We start from the raw sequence: 21058 nt of genomic DNA on the forward strand, positions 1-21058 counted from the left end.
TATTTAAGGAGGAGCGGAGATGAAAAAAGGAGTCATGGCTCTCATCTTAATTCCGTTTCTTCTTTTTTGCGCCCTACCGGTAGGAGCAGTTGAAAAAGAAGAGCGTAAATGGCAGGATGAAACAATTTATTTTCTAATGGTCGACCGTTTTAACAACGGCGATTTCAGCAATGACCTGGAAACAAACGCAAGTGACCCGAAAGCCTATCACGGAGGGGACTTCCAGGGTATCATTGACCAGCTAGATTATCTGAAGGATATGGGCTTTACAGCCATCTGGCTGACGCCGATTTTCGAAAATGAAGCAGACGGCTATCATGGCTACTGGATCAATGATTTTTACAAAACGGAAGAAAACTTCGGATCTATCGAGACGTTTAAAAAGCTTGTAAAAGAAGCCCATAAGCGTGATATGAAAATCATCCTTGATTTTGTTGTCAATCATGTCGGACCCAATCATCCCTGGGTGAATGATCCGGACAAGCAGGACTGGTTCCATGAACAAAAGGAAATAACCAACTGGGAAAATCAGGATGAGCTTGAAAATGGTTGGATCTATAATCTTCCTGACCTCGCACAGGAGAATCCGGAGGCCAGGCAATATCTCCTGGATGCAGCCAAATGGTGGATAGAGGAAACCGATATTGACGGATACCGCCTTGATACGGTCAAACATGTGCCAGTTGACTTCTGGGAGGATTTCGCGAAAGAAGTAAAAAGCGCCAAGGAGGATTTCTATCTTCTCGGCGAAGTATGGATCGATGACCCTGCTTATATTGCACAGTATGAGAAAGCAGGGATCGACGGATTTGTCGATTATCCGCTGAACGGGCATCTGCGCACGGCATTTGAAAAGCCCGGGCAGCCCTTTGACTGGCTGTTTGCCAGCTGGGAGAGGAATCAGGCCCAATACGATCAACCTTATTTAATGGGAACGTTCATGGACAATCATGACACCGTTCGTTTCACGCGCGATGCAGTAACCAACAATGAGCATCCGGGACCGAGATGGCGTCTGGCCCTCACATATTTGTACACGTCACCGGGGATTCCCATTGTTTATTATGGAAGTGAAATAGCACTTGATGGCGGGGAAGATCCCGATAACCGCCGCCAAATGGATTTCCGGACAGACCAGGAGCTTGTGGAATACATCTCGAATATCGGGACATTAAGGCAGCAGCTACCATCCCTTACGAGGGGCACAATGGAGCCTTTGTACAATAAGGATGGCATGGCAGTGTACAAGCGGACCTATGAGGATGAAACCACTGTCGTGGCCATCAATAATACCGTCAAAACGCAGACCGTCTCCCTTGATTCCGGCCTGCTTGAAGGCGATAAGCAGCTGAAAGGCCTTTTGGGCGGGGATCTTGTAAGGTCTGATGAGGGAAAATATAAGCTGATCGTTGACCGGGAAGAAGCCGAAATCTATGCGCTGTCAGAGAAGACAGGTTTGAATATCCCTTATCTGGCAGTGATGGGACTGGTCTATGCAGCCTTCATCGTCTTTATTATCCTTCTTTGGAGAAGGTCGAAAAAGAGGAAGCCTGTTTCCTGACCCCAGCCGGCACTGCCGGCAGCTTCCCAATCCCGGTCATATCAGAAGGGATTTGAAGGAGGAGTCGGCTACATGAATGATACAAGTTTTGCCATACATCCAGGAAAGAGCAGAAAGATAGAAAACAGTGATTACCAGGAAGCAGGAGATGTCCTTGCTATAGAAGAGTGCAGGAATGGCCTGAAGGCCCGGACAGAAACAGGGGAACTCAGGATTGTATTCTACGCAAATGAAATCGTCCGCATCACTATGAATTTTTTTGGCGAAGCGGATGCGGGAACGAGCCCTGCCGTCATTGGGGGGCTGCAGGAAGTTAAGCTCGAGCATTATGAATCAGGAGACCAGGCAGAGGTGAAAACCTCTTGTCTGACTGTCAAGCTGACCAAATCCCCTCTTCGAATTACCGTGGCAGATGCAGAAGGCAGGGTTTTAGCCGGAGAAAATCAAAAAGGGATGGGCTATAAGCATTCTAAAGAGGTCATCTGCTTCAAGAATATGGAGGAGAGCGATCAATTTTACGGATTTGGAGAGAAAACGGGCTTTCTTAATAAAAGAGGGGAAAAGCTGGTTATGTGGAATAGTGACGTATATGCCCCGCATAATCCGGAAACAGATCCGCTCTACCAGTCAATCCCTTTCTTTCTTACCTTGAGGGAAGGGCAAGCCCATGGCATATTCTTCGATAATACTTTCCGGGCAGAGTTTGATATGCGCGGAGATGAGTTTTATTCCTTTTCAGCCGATGGCGGCCAGCTTGATTATTATTTGATGGCTGGACCTTCGCCGAAGGATGTTATTCGTCAATACACATCGCTGACAGGCAGAATGCCCCTGCCGGCCAAGTGGGCAATCGGCTACCACCAATCGCGGTACAGCTATGAAAGCCAGCAGGAAGTGATGGAGCTGGCGGCAGCTTTTAAGGAGAAAGGGATTCCGCTGGATAGCATCCATCTGGATATTCATTATATGGATGAATACAGGGTTTTCACATTTGACCGTGATAAATTCCCTGATCCTGAAAAAATGATCAGTGATCTGAAGGAAATGGGCATACACATCGTTCCGATTGTTGATCCGGGCGTAAAGGAAGATCCGGAATATATGGTCTATAAACAGGGCATCCAGGAAGATCTTTTCTGCAAATATCTGGAGGGCAATGTATATTACGGAGACGTCTGGCCCGGAAATAGTGCATTCCCTGATTTCACAAGCAAAAAAGTGCGCGACTGGTGGGGAAGCCTCCATTCGTACTATACAGAGCTTGGGATTGAAGGCATCTGGAATGACATGAATGAACCGGCGGTCTTTAATGAAAGTAAAACAATGGATTTGAAAGTCATGCATGATAACGATGGAAATCCCCGAACACATAAGGAGCTTCATAATCTCTACGGCCTTCTGATGGGGAAATCGACATATGAAGGCATGAAGAGAAATTTGAAGGGGAAGCGGCCATTTCTGCTTACACGTGCAGGATATTCGGGTGTCCAGCGGTATGCGGCCGTATGGACAGGGGATAACCGGAGCTTTTGGGAACATCTGCAGATGTCGCTGCCAATGGTTATGAACCTTGGCGTCTCCGGCATTCCTTTCTCTGGCCCGGATGTAGGCGGTTTTGCCCATGATTCCAATGGGGAGCTTCTCGCGAGATGGACACAGGCAGGCGCATTCACCCCGTTTTTCAGGAATCACAGTGTACTAGGATCAGCAAGGCAGGAACCATGGGCATTCGGGGAGAAATATGAAGCTATCATTAGAAAATATATTGAGCTCCGCTATACATGGATGCCCCATCTTTATTCTTTATTTGCCGAGGCTCATAAAGAGGGCACTCCTGTTATGAGGCCATTATTCCTGGAATTTCCGGAGGATGAGCATACCTGGAATCTATCTGATCAATTCATGATCGGCGACAATGTCATCATTGCCCCGATCATGCAGCCGGGCACCTTCCACAGGGCCGTCTATCTGCCTGAAGGTATGTGGACAGACTATTGGACTGGCAGCACCTATGAGGGGAAAAAGCACCATTTGATTAAAGCTCCTTTGGAAACGCTGCCGATTTTTATCAAAAAAGGAACGATGGCTGCCCATGGGGAAGCAGGTGCAGCAGGTCCCCTGACACTTCATCTTTATTATGAAGAAGGGTCAGAATGCTCTTATACCCTTTATGAAGATGACGGGGAAACTTTCGCTTATGAAGAAGGGGAATATAGGGAGATTTGCTTTAAAGTGAAGTGTGAGGAAGGGACGGTCTATCTGAACTCTGCAATCGCAGGCACTTATGAGCCTGTCTGGAGCACTGTTCAGCTTGCTGTGCACAGCAGAGAAAATGTCAGGTTAAAGATAGGAAGCAGCACGCTGCTCCCTGGAAAAATTGAGGAAGGCCGCCATTATTTTATACTTTCATAATTAGAAATAGCAGCGGTTTACTCTTATGGATAAGGGGGGAAGGGAATGGCCGTTACCATAAAAGACGTGGCAAAACTGGCGAATGTGGCCCCTTCTACAGTTTCCCGCGTGATTGCGAATAGCCCGCGGATCAGTGAAAAAACGAAGCAAAAGGTCAGGAAAGCGATGGATAAATTGGGATATCATCCGAATTTCATCGCCAGGAGCCTTGCCAGCCAGTCCACACAGGCAATTGGACTAATTATGCCAAGCTCCACTGACGTCGTATTCCAGAATCCTTTTTTCCCGACTGTTCTGAGGGGCATAAGCGAAGGTGCCCATGAAAAGCATTATGCCCTTCATATGACGACAGGCAAAACAGATGAAGAAATTTATAACGGAGTTGTCCAGATGGTGCAGGGCGGCAGGGTGGATGGGGTCGTCCTTCTGTATTCGAAAATTGAAGATAAGGTCCTGTCATTTTTACAGGATGGAGATTATCCGTTCACCGTCATCGGAAAACCGTTCCGTGATGTAGAGGAAATCACACATGTTGACAACGACAATTTCAGGGCTGCGAAAGAAGCAACCGACTATTTAATTGAGCTGGGGCATACCCATATTGCCTTTGTCGGCGGGGATTTGAATCTGGTTGTCACCGTTGAGCGCCTGCTGGGCTATGAAAAGGCTCTAAGAGCTGCGGACATTGAGCTGGACAACGATTACGTCATCCATGAAGAATTCCTTAAGGAAGGCGGCCAGGAGGCAGTAAGGGAGCTTCTATCGCTTGAAAAGCCCCCGACAGCCCTGGTGGTAGCTGACGATCTTATGGCGCTCGGTGTGCTTAATACATTGGATGAAATGGGGATATCCGTGCCTGATGATATTTCTATCATCAGCTTCAATAATGTCCTTCTGTCAGAAATGTCCCGGCCGCCGCTGACCTCAGTCGACATCAATATTTTCGACCTTGGATACCAGGCTGCCAAAAGCCTGATCCAGATGGTGGAGGATCCAAAAGAGCCGACCAAAAGGATTATCATTCCGCATCAGATTATTAAAAGGCATTCCTGCAGTGTTACTGCAAGATAAGGTTAAAAGCTGTCTCCCGGCAAATTGCCGCGGGGCAGCTTTTTTGGTTCAGAAGACGGTGATGCTATTGATGATCGGTGTTAGGATTTCGATAAAAAAATGCATATTTCGATAATAAAATTTTGATTTCGATAATATAATCATTTTTCCGATAATAAAAGGCCAGCCGGAAGTTGTGCTTCCGGCTGGCATGATTGATCTGCAATTGTTTTTATAAAGGTGCAGCGCCCTCCGCTTTTCTACTTGTCCAGCTCCAGGCGCTAGCCCCTCGAGTCATAAGCCACTTTAGGATTGAAGGCAGAGAACGCAAAGAACGCCTTCTATCCTAAAGCGTCTTATGCTTGAGGCCCACAGGATGTGGGTCATGCAGACGTTGCCACAGGACGTGGCGTTCTTAGTCTGCGTTCCTTAGTGAGCGAGCGCCTTCCGCTTTTCTAACCATTAACAACCTTCCCGCCATTAATATGAAGCATTTGGCCGGATACGTAGGAGGAGTCGTCGCTTGCGAGGTATACATAGCCTGGTGCCAGTTCGTACGGCTGGCCGGCTCTGCCGAGCGGTGTGTCAGTTCCGAATTTGGCGACATCTTCCTCTGTGAAGGTGGAAGGAATGAGCGGCGTCCAGATCGGCCCTGGTGCAACTGCGTTGACCCTGATCCCTGAATCAGCCAGGTTTGTGGACAGGGAGCGGGTGAATGTAACGATCGCTCCTTTTGTGGAAGAATAGTCTATCAGCTTAGGATGTCCTGCATACGCTGTGATGGAAGCCGTATTGATGATAGAGCTTCCTTTGTCAAGATGCGGCAGTACAGCCTTTGTCAGGTGGAACATAGAGAAAATATTTGTCCTGAATGTCTTTTCAAGCTGTTCTGTGCTGATATCCAGCAGACTTGTCTGCGGATGCTGCTCACCCGCATTATTGACAAGGATATTTACCTTCCCGAACTCATCCAGCGTCTTGGAGACCACTTCCTTTGCAAAGCTTTCATCTCCAAGGTCGCCGGCAAGGAGAAGGCATTTGCGGCCGGCTGCTTCGACTTCCTGTTTGGTTTCCTTTGCATCTTCAGTTTCTTCCAGATAAACAACAGCCACATCAGCACCTTCTTTTGCAAAATAAATAGCAACAGATTTGCCGATCCCGCTGTCTCCTCCAGTGACAATGGCCACTTTGCCCTCAAGTTTTCCTGAACCCTTATAATTCGGGTCAATATAAGAAGGCTCTGGGGTCATTTTATCCTCAACCCCCGGCTGCTGGTTCTGGTGCTGAGGGATGAATCCGTTCTGATTATCTTTCTGTTCGTTCGCCATTGTGAAAAACCTCCAATTTTTTAATAGATATTAGGTGTATTCCATGCTAGTATGTGATAAAAACATGGAAAAAATTTCTTGTGTTTAAAAGGGGAGGATTTTTTTATGGTAACAGTCAGGCGGGCCAGGCAGGAGGATGCTGAAAAGCTGCTTCTCCATACACGGCAAATTTTGCATGAATCAGAGAATATGCTGACGGTGCCCGAGGAATTTCAGGCAACCGTTGAAGAAGAGAGGCAATGGATCATTGATCATGGACGGCCTGGGAATCTGCTTTTGACTGCCTGGAGCGGAGAAGAGCTTGCCGGAGTTTTGAACTTTACCCGGAAAACACGCAAAAAAGTCAGCCACATCGGAATGTTCGGAATATCCATTAAAGAAAAATATTGCAATCAAGGCATCGGAAAGCAGCTGATCGGCACCTGCCTGGAATGGGTGAAAGAGGAGCCGGGCATTGAAAAAGTATGCCTGGAAGTGTTCTCACATAATGAACGGGGCATTCATTTATATAAAAAAATGGGATTCCAGGAGGAAGGCAGAAGGATCAGGCATGTGAAGAACTTTGATGGCTCTTATTCTGATGAGCTTTTGATGTATGTGTTTGTAAAATAAAATTAAAATCCCCGGCATGCCTCTGGAATCCGGGGATTTTAACTAAACAAGCGCCTTCCGCTCTGCTCGTCTTAAGCTTGATGCCCACAGGATGTGGGTCATGCGGACGTTGCCACAGGACGTGGCGTTCTTAGTACGCGTTCCTTTATCGAGCAAGGCTTTTCCGCTTTTCTATCTGTAATTTATAAACTGCACATCGACTGTCAGGTCGGCTTCTCTTACAGCAGCTATTACCTGCTGAAGGTCGTCCCTGTTTTTTCCTGTTACCCGGACCTGGTCGTCCTGCACCTGGCTCTTTACTTTCAGGCCGCTGTTTTTGATGAGGGTGTTGATTTTCTTTGCATTATCTTTATCGATCCCCTGCATAAGCTTAGCGCGCTGCCTCACTGTGCCCCCGGAAGCGGCTTCGACTTTTCCATAATCCAGATTTTTGATGGGAATTCCGCGTTTAATCATTTTGCTGAGCAGTACATCCTTCAGCTGGTCAAGCTTATATTCATCGTCCGAAATCAGGACAAGCTCTTCCTTATCAAGGGTAATATCACTTTTACTGCCCTTAAAGTCATACCGGGTCTTGACTTCTTTCATTGCAATACTGATTGCATTTGTCACTTCAGATAAATCTACTTTGGATACAATATCAAATGAGCTTTCTTTTGACATGGTTAGACCTCCGTTAATCCTTATATTTAACCGGCTGTATTGAAGCCTTTGGCCGGATATTTCCTAAAGCCGGCCGCTCCTTCTTCGAAACCGTTTTACCTTATTCGTTTATTATAGTAAAATATAGCAGTTCAAACAACTTTCAGATTGTCAGCAGACAATAAAGCCATTGAGGAGGAAATTACATGCCTTTGGCAGACTATATCGGACAAGTCACAACTTTAACCGTATCAAGAAAATCATCTTTCGGTTATTTTCTGACAGACGGTGATGAAGATGTATTATTGCATATAAATGAAGCGGCAAAAGAGTATGAGGTGGATGAAAAGGTCGAAGTGTTCCTTTATACAGATTCAAGGGAACGCATCTCGGCAACGGATACTCTTCCGGAGATCCGGGTGGGAGTGTATGGCTGGGCAAAGGTCAGTGATGTAAGGGAGGATCTCGGCGTATTTATCGATATCGGGATCCAAAAAGAAATGCTTCTCGGCCAGGAAGATTTGCCTCTGCACCTGTCAGTCTGGCCGCAGAAGGGCGATCTTCTCTATATCACCCTCCGTGTTAATAGAAATAACCGGGTGTATGTGAAGCATGCGAAGGACCCCATTATCGAGGAGATTTCCATTAAAGCTACGCGGAAAGACTTTAATAAGAACGTCCACGGCCATATCTACAGGACCGCTAAAGTAGGCAGCTGGGCTTATACGGCAGAAGGATTCAAGGGGTTTATCCATGAGTCCCAGAGGAAGACAGAGCCTCGCCTTGGCGAGAAAATCGAGGGGCGGATCATTGACGTAAAGGAAGATGGAACAGTCAATATTTCCCTTCTGCCCCGTAAAGAGGAGGCGCTTGACGCTGATTCACAGAAAGTCCTTTCTTATCTGGAAGAGCGGAATGGATCCATGCCTTATGGAGACAAAAGTATGGCAGACGAAATCCAGGACCGCTTCCAAATGAGCAAATCATCCTTTAAGCGTGCTCTTGGAAGACTGATGAAGGAAGGGAAGGTCTATCAGGAGGACGGCTGGACATATATAAAGCAGCAATCATAGAAAAAAGCAAGCGCTGGGCGCTTGCTTTTTTCTGTTTCGGGAAAGTCATCCATAAAGAGCCCTGGCTGCTTAGAGATGATCAGTTTTTTTCGAGTACTGATGCTTCCCGGCTTTTCTGTTTTTTTCGCGCATCATATTTTTCTCATGCCTCAGGGCATTATTGTCCTGTGCTTTTTTATCATTGTCTGAAGTGTGCGGCATAGAAAAAACCTCCTTTATTCCGGCTTGATCGCCGTCGGTTTAGTGTCTGCCGCAATCAGAAGGAGTATGTAGATTTATGATGCTATTTCATTTAAAAAGAAGAGTGCAATAGTGCCGGCCCCTGTGTGGGATCCTATGGCTGCCCCAATGTCAGAGATCAATACCTCCTTGGCTCCGAGCTCCTCGATCAGCATCTCTTTTACTTCTTCAGCTGTTTCAAGATTGTCTGCATGGCTGATGGCAATCGTCTGTCCTGAGAAGCCTTTGCCCCGCTCTTTGGCAACCTCGATCATTCGGCGAAGCAGCTTCTTTTTTCCACGGATCTTTTCAATAGGAACAAGCTTCCCGTCTTCTACATGAAGGAGAGGCTTGATATTCAGCAGGCCTCCGAGAAAAGCGGAAGCCTTGGAAACACGCCCGCCTTTTGCGAGATAATCCAGATCTTCGACAGTGAAAAGATGTTCCATATGGCGGCTCCGGAAAAGGATATCCTTTTCGATTTCTTCCAGTGATGCCCCTTCGGCAGAAAGCCTTGCCGCCTCTTTTACGATCAATCCCGCTCCAAGAGATGCGCATTTTGTGTCTATTATGGACAAGCTAAGGTCAGGATAATCTTCTTTTACCTGATCCCGCACCATGGCTGCTGTCTGGTATGTACCGGAAAGCTGGGAGGAAAATGCGATGTAGATGCCTTCCCGGCCGCTCCTCGCAAGCTCCCTGAATTCCTTTTCAAAATCTACTGGAGAAACCTGGGAGGTTTTCGGGGTTTGGCCGCTTCTGATGCTATCATAAACTTTTTTTGGTTCAATTGTGATCAAGTCTTTGTATTCCTGCCCATCCAGAAGAACCTGCAGAGGAAAGAGCAGGACATCATTGTCCTTGAAAAAATGCAATGGTAAATCACTTGCACTGTCAGCCATGATTTTTACTGACATATAGGTCACCTGCTTTCAGCACGTTAATATGCTTTTAGTTTATAGAATCAAGGGAAAAAATACAATGAAATGTGTTGAAAAAACACAATATAGGGTAAAGAAACACCAAGTGTTTTAAGGGGGTTCTGTATGATTTTATTAGAAACCAAGAAATTTGTTGTGGTGCTTATAGGCGCCATCCTTAATGCGATTGCGATGAATTTTTTCCTGATCCCGGCCAATGTTTATGCCAGCGGGTTCACAGGTGTCGCGCAGCTGCTTTCCAGCATTCTGGGCGGCTTTGCTTCAACAGGTATTTTATTGTTCGTCCTGAATATACCTGTAACAATCCTTGCATGGAAAAAGGTGGGCAGGTCTTTCACAGTGTACAGCTTTTTAAGCGTTTTCCTTATGTCCCTATTCCTGGAGCTCATTCCTGTGATCCATGTATCAGAGGATATTCTTCTGAATGCAGTATTTGGAGGCGTCATTGCTGCTGTTGGCGTAGGGATGACACTTAAATGGGGGGCATCTACTGGAGGAATGGACATCGTCGCGATGCTCCTGTCAAGAATGAAAGACCGTCCTGTCGGTACATATTTCTTTACTTTAAATGCCATCATCATCATTACTGCAGGTTTTCTTTACGGCTGGGAAAAAGCTTTATATACGCTTGTGACGCTTTATGCATCTACAAGGGTGATCGATGCCATCCATACAAGGCATGAAAAGCTGACTGCCATGATTGTTACGAAAAAATCGGCCGAGCTGAAGCAGGCCATCCACGATAAGCTTGTGCGCGGCATTACGACCATTCCCGCAAAAGGGGCTTTTACGAATGAAAATAAAGAAATGATGATCATCGTCATCACCCGCTATGAGCTTTTTGACCTTGAAAGGATCATAAAGGATGTCGATCCTTATGCATTCACCAATATTGTTGAAACAGCAGGGATTTTCGGCTTTTTCAGGAAAGATTGATAAAAAGGAGGTATTGTCATGTTAAGAATTGCAGCAGTCTTGTTCATGATCTTTGCTTCACTCCCGATGAATGGATCAGGCGCAAATGCGGAAGGCGGTCCTGAGGTTTCCTTGAGCCTGAATCCCGGCCCGGAATCGGCTGAAATTAAGGTGGGGCTTATCAACAGCTCTGATCAGGCACAGGTTTTTGAGTTCCCAACCTCACAAAGATATGATCTGATCATTCGCGATAAGAGCGGTGAAATCGTGTATGATGCTTCGGCAGGAAAGTCCTTTTTGCAGGCCATACAGTACTTGAAGCTGAATCCCGGGGAATTTGTATCCTGGACCGAATCCTGGGACTATGAAACTGCATCTGGAAGGGTTGGGGAAGGATCCTATTCAGCCGAGTTGTCCATCCCGCTCAAACGGAAAGGTGAAACCCATGCATCAGTGGTGCTGAGGGATAAAGCCCAGCTCGATGTCCCGGAGGAGAACCCTGCATTCAGGAAAGTGGAGGTAAGCGGGGAGAATGGTGTTTATGAGGTGAGAGGGGAAGCAGCTGCTGAAACTGGCAGGTTTTACTATACAGCCGAAGACGGCCATCAGGTGCTTGCTGGGGAGGCAGCAGGCCCTTCTGATTCAAAATTTCCCGATTGGTCGCCTTTCCATTTCAAAATTAACATACCGGAAAAATCCTTGCCCGAAAATGGCACAGTCATCCTCAGCTTGTACGAAAAGGATAAAGAAGGCAGGGTCATCCATACCTATGCTGCAGTCCTGGAAAATTTCCGATAATTAATAAGAGCATGCCCGCACTGCGGGCATGCTCTTATTCGTCAGCGGCCTGCAAGCTGGTCCAGCTGGTCCTGCAGCTCGCGAAGCTGCTCCTGTTCAGCTCTTGTGGAGTTCGCATAAGCTGAATGGAGTGCGTTTTTGGCTTTCGCAATCGTCTGCTGCTGTTCAGCCGGCCCTGCCTGTGAGGCCATCTGGACAAATCTCTGCGCTTCCTGATAAAGCCTGTTTCCCATCGCTAAATTCCTCCAAGAGAAGATTCCTGTACATTCGCCATCTTCCTCGCTTCAGCTTCAGCATATGTGGTGTGATAGGGTATGCGGGAATCATGCTTGCTTACTGTATCTGCACCTTGCTGTACAAAGCGTTTCGATTTGTTGCGTTTGCCCATTCGGATCCCCTCCTAAGGAAATATGAAACAGCTCTGCTGCCTCTTTGTTATTATGCGCCAGGGCATGTTTATTTAAAGGAGGGAACAAGAGGAAAAGCCCTGCCGGTCAGCGGCAGGGCCCATGTTAAATTATTTTAAGGCGTTCAGGCCCAGCAGATCATTGAGATACACGCCGATTCCATCCTGCTCATTGGTCAGCGTCATTTCATTTGCGACATTTTTCACCACATCGATTGCATTGCCCATGGCAATTCCGCGTCCGGCATATTCAAGCATCTCCAGGTCATTATCTTCGTCCCCGAATGCAATGATTCTTTCAGGCGGGATCTGGAAGTAGTCGGAGGCCTTCTTCAGCCCGACGGCTTTGTTCAAACCGGATTTTACGATCTCGATGACATGCCATGGAGCAGCCCACCGCCTGTGATCAATAACCTCGGCATGGACCTCTGATAAATGGCTCCGGATGGTTTTGACTTGTTCCTCATCGGTATGGATCAGCATACTGGTCGGTGAATCTGTGAGGAATCTCCTTAAATCTCCCGTGGTTATTTCAGGGTCTCCCATGCCAAAAACGTCGAGCAGTTTCTCATCATGGTAGTGGAAGTATACCTCATCAATCACTTCTGCAATGATATTGTGAAATGAAAAGCCGCTGCAGGCTTCGACAATTTCCTTTGCCACTTTTATATCCATTGGGGTATGGTATACCCCCCAGTTCCTGTCCTTAGGGTGGTGGATAAAGGCGCCGTTAAAGTTAACAATAGGAGTATCCAGCCCCATTTCATGATAATACATCTGGCTTGATCTGAAAGGCCTCCCGGTTGCAATCATGACAACATGCCCTGCCTCCCGGGCTTTTTGGATCACATGCTTTGTTTTTGCGGAAATGGTTTTATCGTCTTTTAATAAGGTTCCATCTAAGTCCAATGCAATTAAATGTTTTTCTGCCATAAAGTCTCCTTCTCATTTCTGTATTAGGATAATCTCAGTGTAAAGCTTTAGGCAAATAAATGTCAGCATGCTACACTAAAGATATAGAAAGAATTTACATAAGGAAATTCCGGGGAAGCTGTTTTTTCCGGGAAGTCCGGGGGTCTGCCATGCCCAGCCGATTCCTGTATGTGTATTTACCACTATCGTACCAATTTAATATTTATTTTGTAAAAAAAATCGCATTTTTAAAGAAAAAATGATCTTTTTTATGTGAACGCGGGAGGAACACCATGATTATTATTGAAAATAGAAAAGTGGAAGGCATTCCTGTGCTGCATCTCGCAGACAAAGAGAAGTTCGGTGAAAAACTGCCATTCATTGTATTTGTACATGGTTTTACAAGTGCGAAAGAGCATAATCTCCATTATGCCTATCTGCTCGCGGAGAAAGGCTTTCGGGTTGTCCTTCCGGAGGCTCTCTACCATGGGGAAAGAAGCACAGGCCTGACCGGAAATGATCTGAACGTGAAATTCTGGGAAATTGTGCTCACTGAGATAGAAGAGCTGAATGTAATTAAAAATGCGTTTGCATCAGAGGGCCTGATTGATGAAGGAAAAATAGGACTTGCCGGAACCTCGATGGGCGGCATTGTTACCATGGGCGCCCTGACGCGGTATGACTGGATTAAAACGGCAGTAAGCCTGATGGGCATGCCTTATTATGAGAAGTTTGCCCTTTGGCAGATCGACGAGCTGAAGAAGCACGGAATTGATCTTCCTTTTAAAGAAGAAGAACTGGCCGGACTGCTGCAAAAACTGAAAGAGCTGGATATCAGCCAGCAGCCTGAAAAACTTGCAGGGAGGCCGATATTGTTTTGGCACGGAAAGAAAGACCAGGTTGTCCCTTATCACTATACTTATCATTTTTATGAATCGATTAGAACAAACTATGAAGAGATGCCCGAAAAGCTTGTCTTTCTGACAGACGAAAACGCCGGGCATAAAGTATCAAGAGAAGGGCTGCTCAAAACGGTTGAGTGGTTTGAAACGTATTTAGGGGATGGACCTTCCGGCCTGGAGTCATAAGTTTTTTCAAGAGCGCGGCTTTTTGTTATCATAGAATCAGCTTAATAATAACTGCTAAGGAGTGATTAGCATGGATCAGGAATTAAAAGACAGCATCATGGGGGCCCTTGAGCTTGTAGTCGACCCTGAGCTTGGTGTAGATATAGTCAATCTTGGACTGGTATATGATGTGAAAATGGAAGACGAAGGAACGGCTGTAGTCGATATGACGCTCACTTCCATGGGCTGTCCGCTTGCCGGAACGATTGTTGACCAGGTAAAGGCTGCTCTTTCAGATATACCTGAAGTGAAAAATACAGAAGTGAACATTGTCTGGAGCCCGCCATGGACAAAGGATAAAATGTCCCGCTATGCTAAGATAGCCCTGGGTGTACAATAATATGAAAAACAAGGTTATACTGGTCAGCTCCGATCAATTGGGCAAAGGAGATGCAGAGCTTGGCTCCGGTGTGCTTGAAACCTTTTTTACCCTATTGAAGCAGCAGAAGGAGCTTCCTGCGGCAATCTTTTTCATGAATAGCGGCGTATATGCCCTGACAGGGGAATCATTTGTTTCGGTTCATGCAAAAGAGCTGGAGGAAAAAGGAGTCGGCATCTTTGCATGCAAGACATGCGTGGATCACTATGGTGTCGGGGACAAGCTGTATGCCGGGAAAATCAGCGGCATGGCCCATTTTGTCGAGCTTGCCGCCAGTCATGAAGTTCTGACAATTTCTTAAATAGACAGCGGAGAAAACAGCAGGATATCCTGCTGTTTTTTAGCACTTTCAAAAATGAATACATAAGGAGTGGAAAAGGCATGGTCGAAAGGAGAAAGCCTATCCCTGTAAGGGAAGCTATTGATAAAATCCTGCAGATGGATTTTTCCGGGGAAACTGAATGGGTCCCAATCAATCAAAGCTATGGCCGTTATCTTGCGGAAGATTTAAAGGCAGCGAATGATGTGCCTCATTTTGACCGTTCCCCGTATGATGGATTTGCCGTCAGGGCAGCTGATACAGCAGGTGCCTCAGCTGACAGCCCCGTGGAATTTGAGGTTGTGGACCATATTGGGGCTGGCTATGTGGCAAAGGTGCAAGTGGGAGCATACCAGGCTGCGAGAATCATGACAGGTGCTCAAATGCCCGCAGAATGTGATGCAGTGGTTATGCTGGAGCTTGCCAGGACAGAGGAGCGGGACGGAAAGAATTTTATGAGCATAAAAAGGTCCTTTAAATCAGGAGATAATGTTTCTTTTCAGGGGGAGGATGCGAAAGAAGGAGACATCCTGCTCAGAAAAGGAAAAAAAATCAATCCGGGTGTGATCGCCATGCTGGCCACCTTCGGCTGCAGCAAAGTGCCTGTCGCCAAAAAGCCTGCTATCGGGCTGTTTGCAACAGGCACTGAGCTGCTTGATGTGGATGAGGCGCTTGAACCGGGCCGAATCAGAAATAGCAATTCCCATATGGTGATGGCGCAGATTGAGCGCTCGGGCGCCGCCTGCGAGTATTATGGGAAGCTTCCGGACGATTTTGATACGTGCTTTACAGCCATAGAGGCAGCGCTTGAAAAAACCGATATCCTGGTCACTACAGGCGGTGTGTCGGTAGGGGATTATGATTATCTGCCTGCTATATACCAAAAGCTTGGCGCTGAAGTGCTTTTTAACAAGGTGGCCATGCGCCCTGGAAGTGTCACAACTGTAGCCCGCCTTGGCGGAAAGCTGTTATTTGGGCTGTCAGGCAATCCATCTGCCTGCTATGTGGGTTTCGAGCTGTTCGTAAGGCCGGTGATCCGGGGAATGCTGTATACGGATAAAATTCATTTACGGATGGTGCAGGCTGCTCTTGGGGAAGACTTCCCAAAACCGAATCCATTTACACGGTTTGTGCGGAGCCGGCTTGAATACGAGAATGGCCGGCTCATCTCAGTGCCAAGCGGCGTGGATAAATCGAATATTGTCATGAGCCTGGCGGGGGCAGATGCTCTTATGGTGCTTCCCGGCGGTACAAGGGGATACCAAAGGGGCGATGAAGTACATGTGCTGCTGCTCGAGGATGACCAGGGAAGCAGCCAGCCATGGTAAAGCCCGTTGTTTTTCAGATTGTGGGTTTCAAGAACAGCGGGAAGACAACGCTTGTCCAGGCAGTAATAAGAGAGCTGCAAAAGAGAGGGTTTGCAGCCGTGACGATCAAGCATCATGGACATGGGGGGAAACCGGATGTTCTTGAGGATAAAGATACCTCTTTGCATATGAGAGCTGGTGCGCTGGCCAGCCTCGCGGAAGGGGAGGGCAGCATCCTGATCCAGGCTGACAGGCTGGAATGGCCCCTGGAGCGGCTTATTCAGCTGATGTCTGCTTTCGGGCCTGACATCATCCTTATCGAAGGATATAAAAAGGAGTGCTATCCGAAAGCTGTAATTGTCCGGAACCTGGAAGAGGCGGAAGACTTGTCCCGTCTTGACAATATCCATGCTGCCGTAACTCCCCTTTTGCCTGAAGATATGCATCCCTATTTCGGGAAGAATCTTGTCTGGTCATCTTCGGAAGCAGCAGATAAATTGGCTGCTTATGTTATCAGTCTTTCTCAATAGATTTGTTGAACAGCCACCCTTCGGGGCGGCTTTTTTTTATTTGAATCAGGCATGATATGAATTTTCATTCATGATTTTGAATATTTAATTAAAAATTAACATATTTATGGTTGATTTTGTTTTGCTAAATTTCTATAATAAGAGAAACATTATACATATTTATAAATATATTTGATTAAATATACAAAGGTGAGGGAGGGAGCCCATGAAGGCATCCATTATCGGTACAACAGGATACGGCGGGGCAGAGCTTCTCCGCATTTTACAGCACCATCCTTATTTCCGGATTCAATCCATACACTCTACCAGGGGGGAAGCACCTGTTTCCAATGAATATCCGCATCTGCTTGAGATAAACAGGCAAACTTTAGAGGGAATTGATATAGAGAAGATTTCAGAGCAATCTGACGTGGTCTTTCTGGCAGCTCCTTCAGGTGCATCTGGCCAGCTTGCCGGCCAGTTTGCAGGAAAGGATATTAAAGTCATCGATCTGTCCGGGGATTTAAGGCTGCCGGGGGATCAGTACAAATCCTGGTACAAGAAAGATCCACCGGACGTTTCGGTGATTGAAGAATCTGTATACGGTCTGAGCGAGTGGAATAGAGAAAAGATCGAGGGGGCGGATATCATAGCCAATCCCGGATGCTATCCAACAGCAGCTTTGCTGGGCCTTGCTCCAGCACTCTTAGGGGGGCTTATAAAGCCGCAGGGAATTATCATCGATGCAAAATCAGGGATATCGGGTGCCGGCCGTTCTCCTTCAAAAGGGACCATGTTTGCGGAAATGAGCGAAAACTTCAAGATCTACAAAGTGAATGAGCATCAGCATACACCTGAAATTGAACAGCAGCTCAAGCTGTGGAATAAAGATACTTCCCCAATCACTTTCAGCACACACTTGATTCCTGCCGTACGTGGAATCATGGCAACCATGTATGGTGAACTGGAGGAAGGCATTACAGCAGAAGAAGCAGCAAGCGCATACCGGGAAGCTTATGAAGCTGCGCCATTTATAAGGGTAAGGCAGCAGGGAAATTACCCTGCCACCAAGGAGGTCACAGGCAGCAATTATTGTGATATCGGACTTAGCGCAGATAAGCGGACAGGAAGGCTTACCATAGTAGCAGTCATTGATAACCTGATGAAAGGGGCTGCCGGCCAGGCTGTCCAGAATGCCAATCTGATGTTCGGATTTCCGGAAAATGCGGGGCTTGAATTCATACCAGTATTTCCGTGATGGCAAACGTCCGTTAAGAACTGGTCGATTATAGCATTATGGACTGTTCAATTACTGGTGCCAAATGCATAGTATTTTTTAAAAGAAAATTCTTAGGAGGCAAATCATGCAAGCATTGTCACAAGAAAGTGCTGTGAGGGAGATTCCGGATGGCAGCATTATCAGCCCAAAGGGGTATAAATCTGCAGGTGTACACGCAGGGCTAAGGTACAGTAAAAAGGATGTTGGTGCCATTATCAGCACAGTCCCGGCAAACAGTGCGGCTGTTTATACAACAAGCCTTTTCCAGGCAGCCCCTTTGAAGGTAACCCAGGAAAGCCTGGCCGCCGGAGGAGTGCTGCAGGCGGTGATCGTGAACAGTGCCTGTGCAAATGCCTGTACAGGGCAGCAGGGATATAAGGATGCGCTTGAGATGAGGAAGCTGGCAGCCGGGAAATTCGGCCTTGAGGAATGTTCGGTAGCGGTTGCTTCCACTGGTGTGATAGGCGAGTATTTGCAAATGGAGAAAATCCAGGCGGGAATAGCGGCGCTTGAGCCAAAAAATGGAGCAGAAAGTGCAGAAGACTTCCAGACTGCCATATTAACGACCGATACAGTCATGAAAAGCTGTGCTTATGAAGCAGACATTGACGGTGTTCCGATCCGGATGGGCGGAGCAGCCAAAGGCTCAGGCATGATTCATCCTAATATGGCTACAATGCTTGGTTTTGTTACAACCGATGCCTGCATCTCTCAATCAGTCCTGCAGAAAGCATTAAAGGAAGTCACAAACAGTACCTTCAACCAGATTACGGTTGATGGTGATACCTCTACAAATGATATGGTCCTGGTTATGGCCAACGGACTTGCCGGGAATCAGCCTCTGTCTCCGGAGCACCCTGAATGGAATGTATTCCTTGGCCTCCTCGGGTCCTGCTGTGAGAATCTGGCAAAGCAGATCGCAAAGGACGGTGAAGGGGCGACGAAGCTGATTGAGGCAGAAGTTGCCGGTGCTGTTTCCGATCAGGAGGGGGCCGCAGCAGCAAAGCAGATCGTAGGATCTAATCTTGTTAAGACTGCTGTATATGGAGCAGATGCAAACTGGGGCAGAATCATCGGCGCCCTCGGACAGAGCAATATCAGCCTGGATCCTGAAAATGTGGATATCTGGATTGGTCCGATATGCATGCTGAAAAACAGTGAACCGCAAGCATTTTCGGAAGAAGAGGCAAATGCCTATCTCCAGAAGGAAAATATAAAGATTTCGGTCGACCTGCATAATGGAAAAGGCCGGGGAAAAGCATGGGGCTGTGATTTATCCTATGACTACGTCAAAATCAATGCGAGCTATCGCACTTAAGGGGGCACGAATGAGTCTAATTGTCATTAAATGCGGAGGCAGTATCTTAGAAAAGCTGACAAGCGATTTTTTTGACAGCCTTAAGAATCTGAATATCCAGGGTTATCAGATGATCTTTGTTCATGGAGGCGGTCCTGAGATCAATGATATGCTGAGGCTTAAAGGAATAGAGTCCCAATTTGTACAGGGGCTGAGAAAAACGGATGAAAGAACCCTTGAAACAGCTGAAATGGTCCTTGCCGGCCAATCCAACAGGAAATTGGCCGATCTGCTTCAGCAGAATGGGTTCAATGCTCTTGGAATGAATGGTCCGGACGGTATCCTCCAAGCAGAATATGTTGATAAGGAAAACCTGGGCTTTGTCGGCAGGATTGATCATGTTTCGGCTGAAGTGCTGCAGCTTCTCCTGCAAAACGGGTATCTTCCAGTTCTCACACCATTAGCTAAAACAAAGGAAGGCCAGAAGCTCAATGTCAATGCAGATTACGCAGCGGCTGCCGTGGCTCTGGCCCTGAATGCAGAGCAATGCCTGTTTGTGACTGATGTAGAAGGCATCAAGGCAGAAGGGGCTTTAATAGATAGGCTGGATGATGAAAAGGCTTCAGCATATATACAGGATGGAACCATCTCAGGCGGGATGATCCCGAAGGTGGAATCGGCCCTGGCTGCTATCCGGCAGGGAGTGAAAAGCGTCCGGATCATTTCAGGAGTAAAGCCGTTTTATACAGGCGGTGCATGGGGCGGAACACAAATTAATTGCAAAGAGAGGACAATGGCATGAGCAATCTTTTTCCTGTATACCAGCGCTGGGATATCGAACCAACAGAAGCAAGCGGATGCACCATCATCGACAAGGCCGGAAAAGAATATCTCGATTTCACGTCAGGTATCGGCGTCTGCAATCTTGGGCATCGTCCACTGGCGGTAGAAGCAGCTGTCAAGGAACAGCTGGGAAACTTCTGGCATGTTTCCAATCTTTTTGAACAATCAGGCCAGGAGAAAGCAGCCTCACTTTTATGTGAATATGCCGGGATGGACAGGGCGTATTTTGCCAACAGCGGGGCCGAGGCAAATGAAGCGGCCATCAAACTGGCCCGGAAGGCAACCGGGAAAACGAAAATCATTACCTTTCTCAACTCCTTCCATGGCAGGACATTTGCGGCCATGTCAGCTACTGGCCAGGAGAAGATCAAACACGGCTATGGGCCGATGCTTGAAACATTTGTGTATGTTCCTTTCAATGATATAGATGCAGTGAAAAAATCAGCAGATGAAGAAACAGCGGCAGTCATGCTCGAAATGGTGCAGGGAGAGGGCGGCATCCATATTGCAGATAAAGCGTTTGTAAGGGAGCTTGCTGCATTTTGCAAAGAAAAGGGCATCCTCCTGATCATCGATGAGATCCAGACAGGGATTGGCAGGACGGCTAAGCCATTTGCGTATATGCACTTTGATATTCAGCCGGATATGATAACATCGGCAAAAGGGCTGGGCAGCGGATTGCCGATAGGCGCTATGCTTGGAAAAGAACATCTGGCAGAGGCATTTGGCCCGGGGAGCCACGGATCTACTTTCGGCGGGAACCCGATAGCGATAGCTGCAGCTTCGGCGACTCTGGAGGCCGTCATGGATGAAGGATTCAAGTCAAGCCTCAAAGAACTGAGCGGCAGCTTCAAGAATGTTTTGCAGGAGACGCTCTCAGATATTCCGGGAGTGAAGGATATCCGCATCCTCGGAATGATGGCAGGGATCGAACTCTTGGATGAAGCTCAGCCTGTTCTTCAGATGCTGAGAGAAAAAGGTCTGATCGCCCTACCGGCTGGAACACATGTCATCAGGCTTCTTCCTCCTTTAACATGCACATTGGAACAGATAGAGCAAGCTGCAGGCATTATTGCAGATACACTGCGGACTACTGCATCAGTCCATTCATAAGAGAAGCAAGAAATAT

General features: G+C 47.1%; 23 protein-coding genes. 16 read left to right on the top strand and 7 right to left on the bottom strand.

Going from position 1 to position 21058, the window contains the following annotated elements; all coding sequences use genetic code 11:
- The first annotated feature begins 19 nt into the window (after window positions 1–19).
- From ABU165_RS15105 to ABU165_RS15115, 3 genes are all read left to right on the top strand, one after another.
- On the top strand, window positions 20–1561 hold the full coding sequence (locus ABU165_RS15105) for an alpha-amylase family glycosyl hydrolase (protein ID WP_318060229.1): 1542 nt from the start codon (window positions 20–22) through the stop codon (window positions 1559–1561).
- Window positions 1562–1633: 72 nt separating this feature from the next.
- The gene (locus ABU165_RS15110) at window positions 1634–3973 is read left to right on the top strand and encodes a glycoside hydrolase family 31 protein (RefSeq protein WP_318060230.1); all 2340 of its coding nucleotides are present in this window, start codon (window positions 1634–1636) and stop codon (window positions 3971–3973) included.
- A 45-nt stretch (window positions 3974–4018) separates the two neighbouring features.
- Window positions 4019–5044 (top strand): LacI family DNA-binding transcriptional regulator, encoded by a 1026-nt coding sequence (locus ABU165_RS15115; protein ID WP_009794049.1) that lies wholly within the window; start codon window positions 4019–4021, stop codon window positions 5042–5044.
- A gap of 434 nt (window positions 5045–5478) precedes the next feature.
- Here ABU165_RS15115 and ABU165_RS15120 read toward each other — a convergent pair whose 3' ends face one another.
- Window positions 5479–6351 (bottom strand): SDR family oxidoreductase, encoded by an 873-nt coding sequence (locus ABU165_RS15120; protein ID WP_094768259.1) that lies wholly within the window; start codon window positions 6349–6351, stop codon window positions 5479–5481.
- Between the two features lie 105 nt (window positions 6352–6456).
- Here ABU165_RS15120 and ABU165_RS15125 point away from each other — a divergent pair, with 105 nt between their 5' ends.
- Entirely contained in the window at window positions 6457–6963 is a 507-nt protein-coding gene (locus ABU165_RS15125; RefSeq protein WP_318060231.1) for a GNAT family N-acetyltransferase, read from the top strand.
- Between the two features lie 171 nt (window positions 6964–7134).
- Here the strand turns inward: ABU165_RS15125 and ABU165_RS15130 are convergent, their stop codons facing one another.
- Window positions 7135–7626 (bottom strand): YajQ family cyclic di-GMP-binding protein, encoded by a 492-nt coding sequence (locus ABU165_RS15130; protein WP_009794052.1) that lies wholly within the window; start codon window positions 7624–7626, stop codon window positions 7135–7137.
- Window positions 7627–7811: 185 nt separating this feature from the next.
- On the opposite strand from ABU165_RS15130, the gene ABU165_RS15135 reads away from it, so the two are divergent.
- Window positions 7812–8678 carry a CvfB family protein gene (locus ABU165_RS15135; protein ID WP_009794053.1) on the top strand — a complete coding sequence of 289 codons (867 nt, stop codon included), beginning with the start codon at window positions 7812–7814 and terminating at the stop codon, window positions 8676–8678.
- A gap of 69 nt (window positions 8679–8747) precedes the next feature.
- Here ABU165_RS15135 and ABU165_RS15140 read toward each other — a convergent pair whose 3' ends face one another.
- Both ABU165_RS15140 and ABU165_RS15145 read right to left on the bottom strand, forming a co-directional pair.
- Complete coding sequence (locus tag ABU165_RS15140) at window positions 8748–8879, bottom strand: DUF3941 domain-containing protein (protein ID WP_009794054.1); 132 nt, start codon at window positions 8877–8879, stop codon at window positions 8748–8750.
- A gap of 74 nt (window positions 8880–8953) precedes the next feature.
- On the bottom strand, window positions 8954–9814 hold the full coding sequence (locus ABU165_RS15145; protein ID WP_009794055.1) for a DegV family protein: 861 nt from the start codon (window positions 9812–9814) through the stop codon (window positions 8954–8956).
- 129 nt (window positions 9815–9943) lie between these two features.
- Between ABU165_RS15145 and ABU165_RS15150 the strand changes: the two genes are divergently transcribed.
- Both ABU165_RS15150 and ABU165_RS15155 read left to right on the top strand, forming a co-directional pair.
- A complete protein-coding gene (locus tag ABU165_RS15150) occupies window positions 9944–10774 on the top strand; it encodes a YitT family protein (protein ID WP_009794056.1) in 831 nt (276 codons plus the stop codon).
- Between the two features lie 18 nt (window positions 10775–10792).
- Window positions 10793–11551 carry a BsuPI-related putative proteinase inhibitor gene (locus tag ABU165_RS15155; protein WP_009794057.1) on the top strand — a complete coding sequence of 253 codons (759 nt, stop codon included), beginning with the start codon at window positions 10793–10795 and terminating at the stop codon, window positions 11549–11551.
- Between the two features lie 41 nt (window positions 11552–11592).
- On the opposite strand, the gene ABU165_RS15160 is transcribed toward ABU165_RS15155, so the two are convergent.
- The 3 genes from ABU165_RS15160 to ABU165_RS15170 form a co-directional block, all read right to left on the bottom strand.
- Window positions 11593–11784 (bottom strand): DUF3813 domain-containing protein, encoded by a 192-nt coding sequence (locus ABU165_RS15160; protein WP_009794058.1) that lies wholly within the window; start codon window positions 11782–11784, stop codon window positions 11593–11595.
- 2 nt (window positions 11785–11786) lie between these two features.
- Window positions 11787–11939 (bottom strand): hypothetical protein, encoded by a 153-nt coding sequence (locus ABU165_RS15165; protein WP_009794059.1) that lies wholly within the window; start codon window positions 11937–11939, stop codon window positions 11787–11789.
- 129 nt (window positions 11940–12068) lie between these two features.
- Complete coding sequence (locus ABU165_RS15170; protein WP_148950144.1) at window positions 12069–12890, bottom strand: Cof-type HAD-IIB family hydrolase; 822 nt, start codon at window positions 12888–12890, stop codon at window positions 12069–12071.
- 272 nt (window positions 12891–13162) lie between these two features.
- Between ABU165_RS15170 and ABU165_RS15175 the strand changes: the two genes are divergently transcribed.
- The 9 genes from ABU165_RS15175 (at window position 13163) to ABU165_RS15215 (ending at window position 21042) form a co-directional block, all read left to right on the top strand.
- Entirely contained in the window at window positions 13163–13957 is a 795-nt protein-coding gene (locus tag ABU165_RS15175) for a prolyl oligopeptidase family serine peptidase (protein ID WP_253616551.1), read from the top strand.
- Between the two features lie 70 nt (window positions 13958–14027).
- On the top strand, window positions 14028–14336 hold the full coding sequence (locus ABU165_RS15180; RefSeq protein WP_009794062.1) for a metal-sulfur cluster assembly factor: 309 nt from the start codon (window positions 14028–14030) through the stop codon (window positions 14334–14336).
- Between the two features lies 1 nt (window position 14337).
- Entirely contained in the window at window positions 14338–14676 is a 339-nt protein-coding gene (locus ABU165_RS15185) for a DsrE family protein (RefSeq protein WP_009794063.1), read from the top strand.
- An 80-nt stretch (window positions 14677–14756) separates the two neighbouring features.
- Complete coding sequence (locus ABU165_RS15190; RefSeq protein ID WP_101550885.1) at window positions 14757–16022, top strand: molybdopterin molybdotransferase MoeA; 1266 nt, start codon at window positions 14757–14759, stop codon at window positions 16020–16022.
- Window positions 16016–16531, top strand: coding sequence for a molybdopterin-guanine dinucleotide biosynthesis protein B (gene mobB, locus ABU165_RS15195; protein WP_318060232.1), 516 nt, complete (start codon window positions 16016–16018; stop codon window positions 16529–16531). The genes ABU165_RS15190 and mobB overlap by 7 nt, the downstream gene beginning before the upstream one ends.
- Window positions 16532–16736: 205 nt before the next feature.
- Window positions 16737–17768 (top strand): N-acetyl-gamma-glutamyl-phosphate reductase, encoded by a 1032-nt coding sequence (gene argC / locus ABU165_RS15200; RefSeq protein WP_101550883.1) that lies wholly within the window; start codon window positions 16737–16739, stop codon window positions 17766–17768.
- A gap of 106 nt (window positions 17769–17874) precedes the next feature.
- A complete protein-coding gene (argJ, locus tag ABU165_RS15205; protein WP_276537397.1) occupies window positions 17875–19107 on the top strand; it encodes a bifunctional ornithine acetyltransferase/N-acetylglutamate synthase in 1233 nt (410 codons plus the stop codon).
- A 10-nt stretch (window positions 19108–19117) separates the two neighbouring features.
- Window positions 19118–19888 carry an acetylglutamate kinase gene (gene argB / locus ABU165_RS15210; protein WP_094768251.1) on the top strand — a complete coding sequence of 257 codons (771 nt, stop codon included), beginning with the start codon at window positions 19118–19120 and terminating at the stop codon, window positions 19886–19888.
- A complete protein-coding gene (locus ABU165_RS15215) occupies window positions 19885–21042 on the top strand; it encodes an acetylornithine transaminase (protein ID WP_318060233.1) in 1158 nt (385 codons plus the stop codon). Before argB ends, ABU165_RS15215 begins: the two co-directional genes overlap by 4 nt.
- Window positions 21043–21058: the final 16 nt, after the last annotated feature.

This window comes from Cytobacillus sp. T106, assembly GCF_040492155.1.
Taxonomy (GTDB): domain Bacteria; phylum Bacillota; class Bacilli; order Bacillales; family Cytobacillaceae; genus Bacillus_AB; species Bacillus_AB infantis.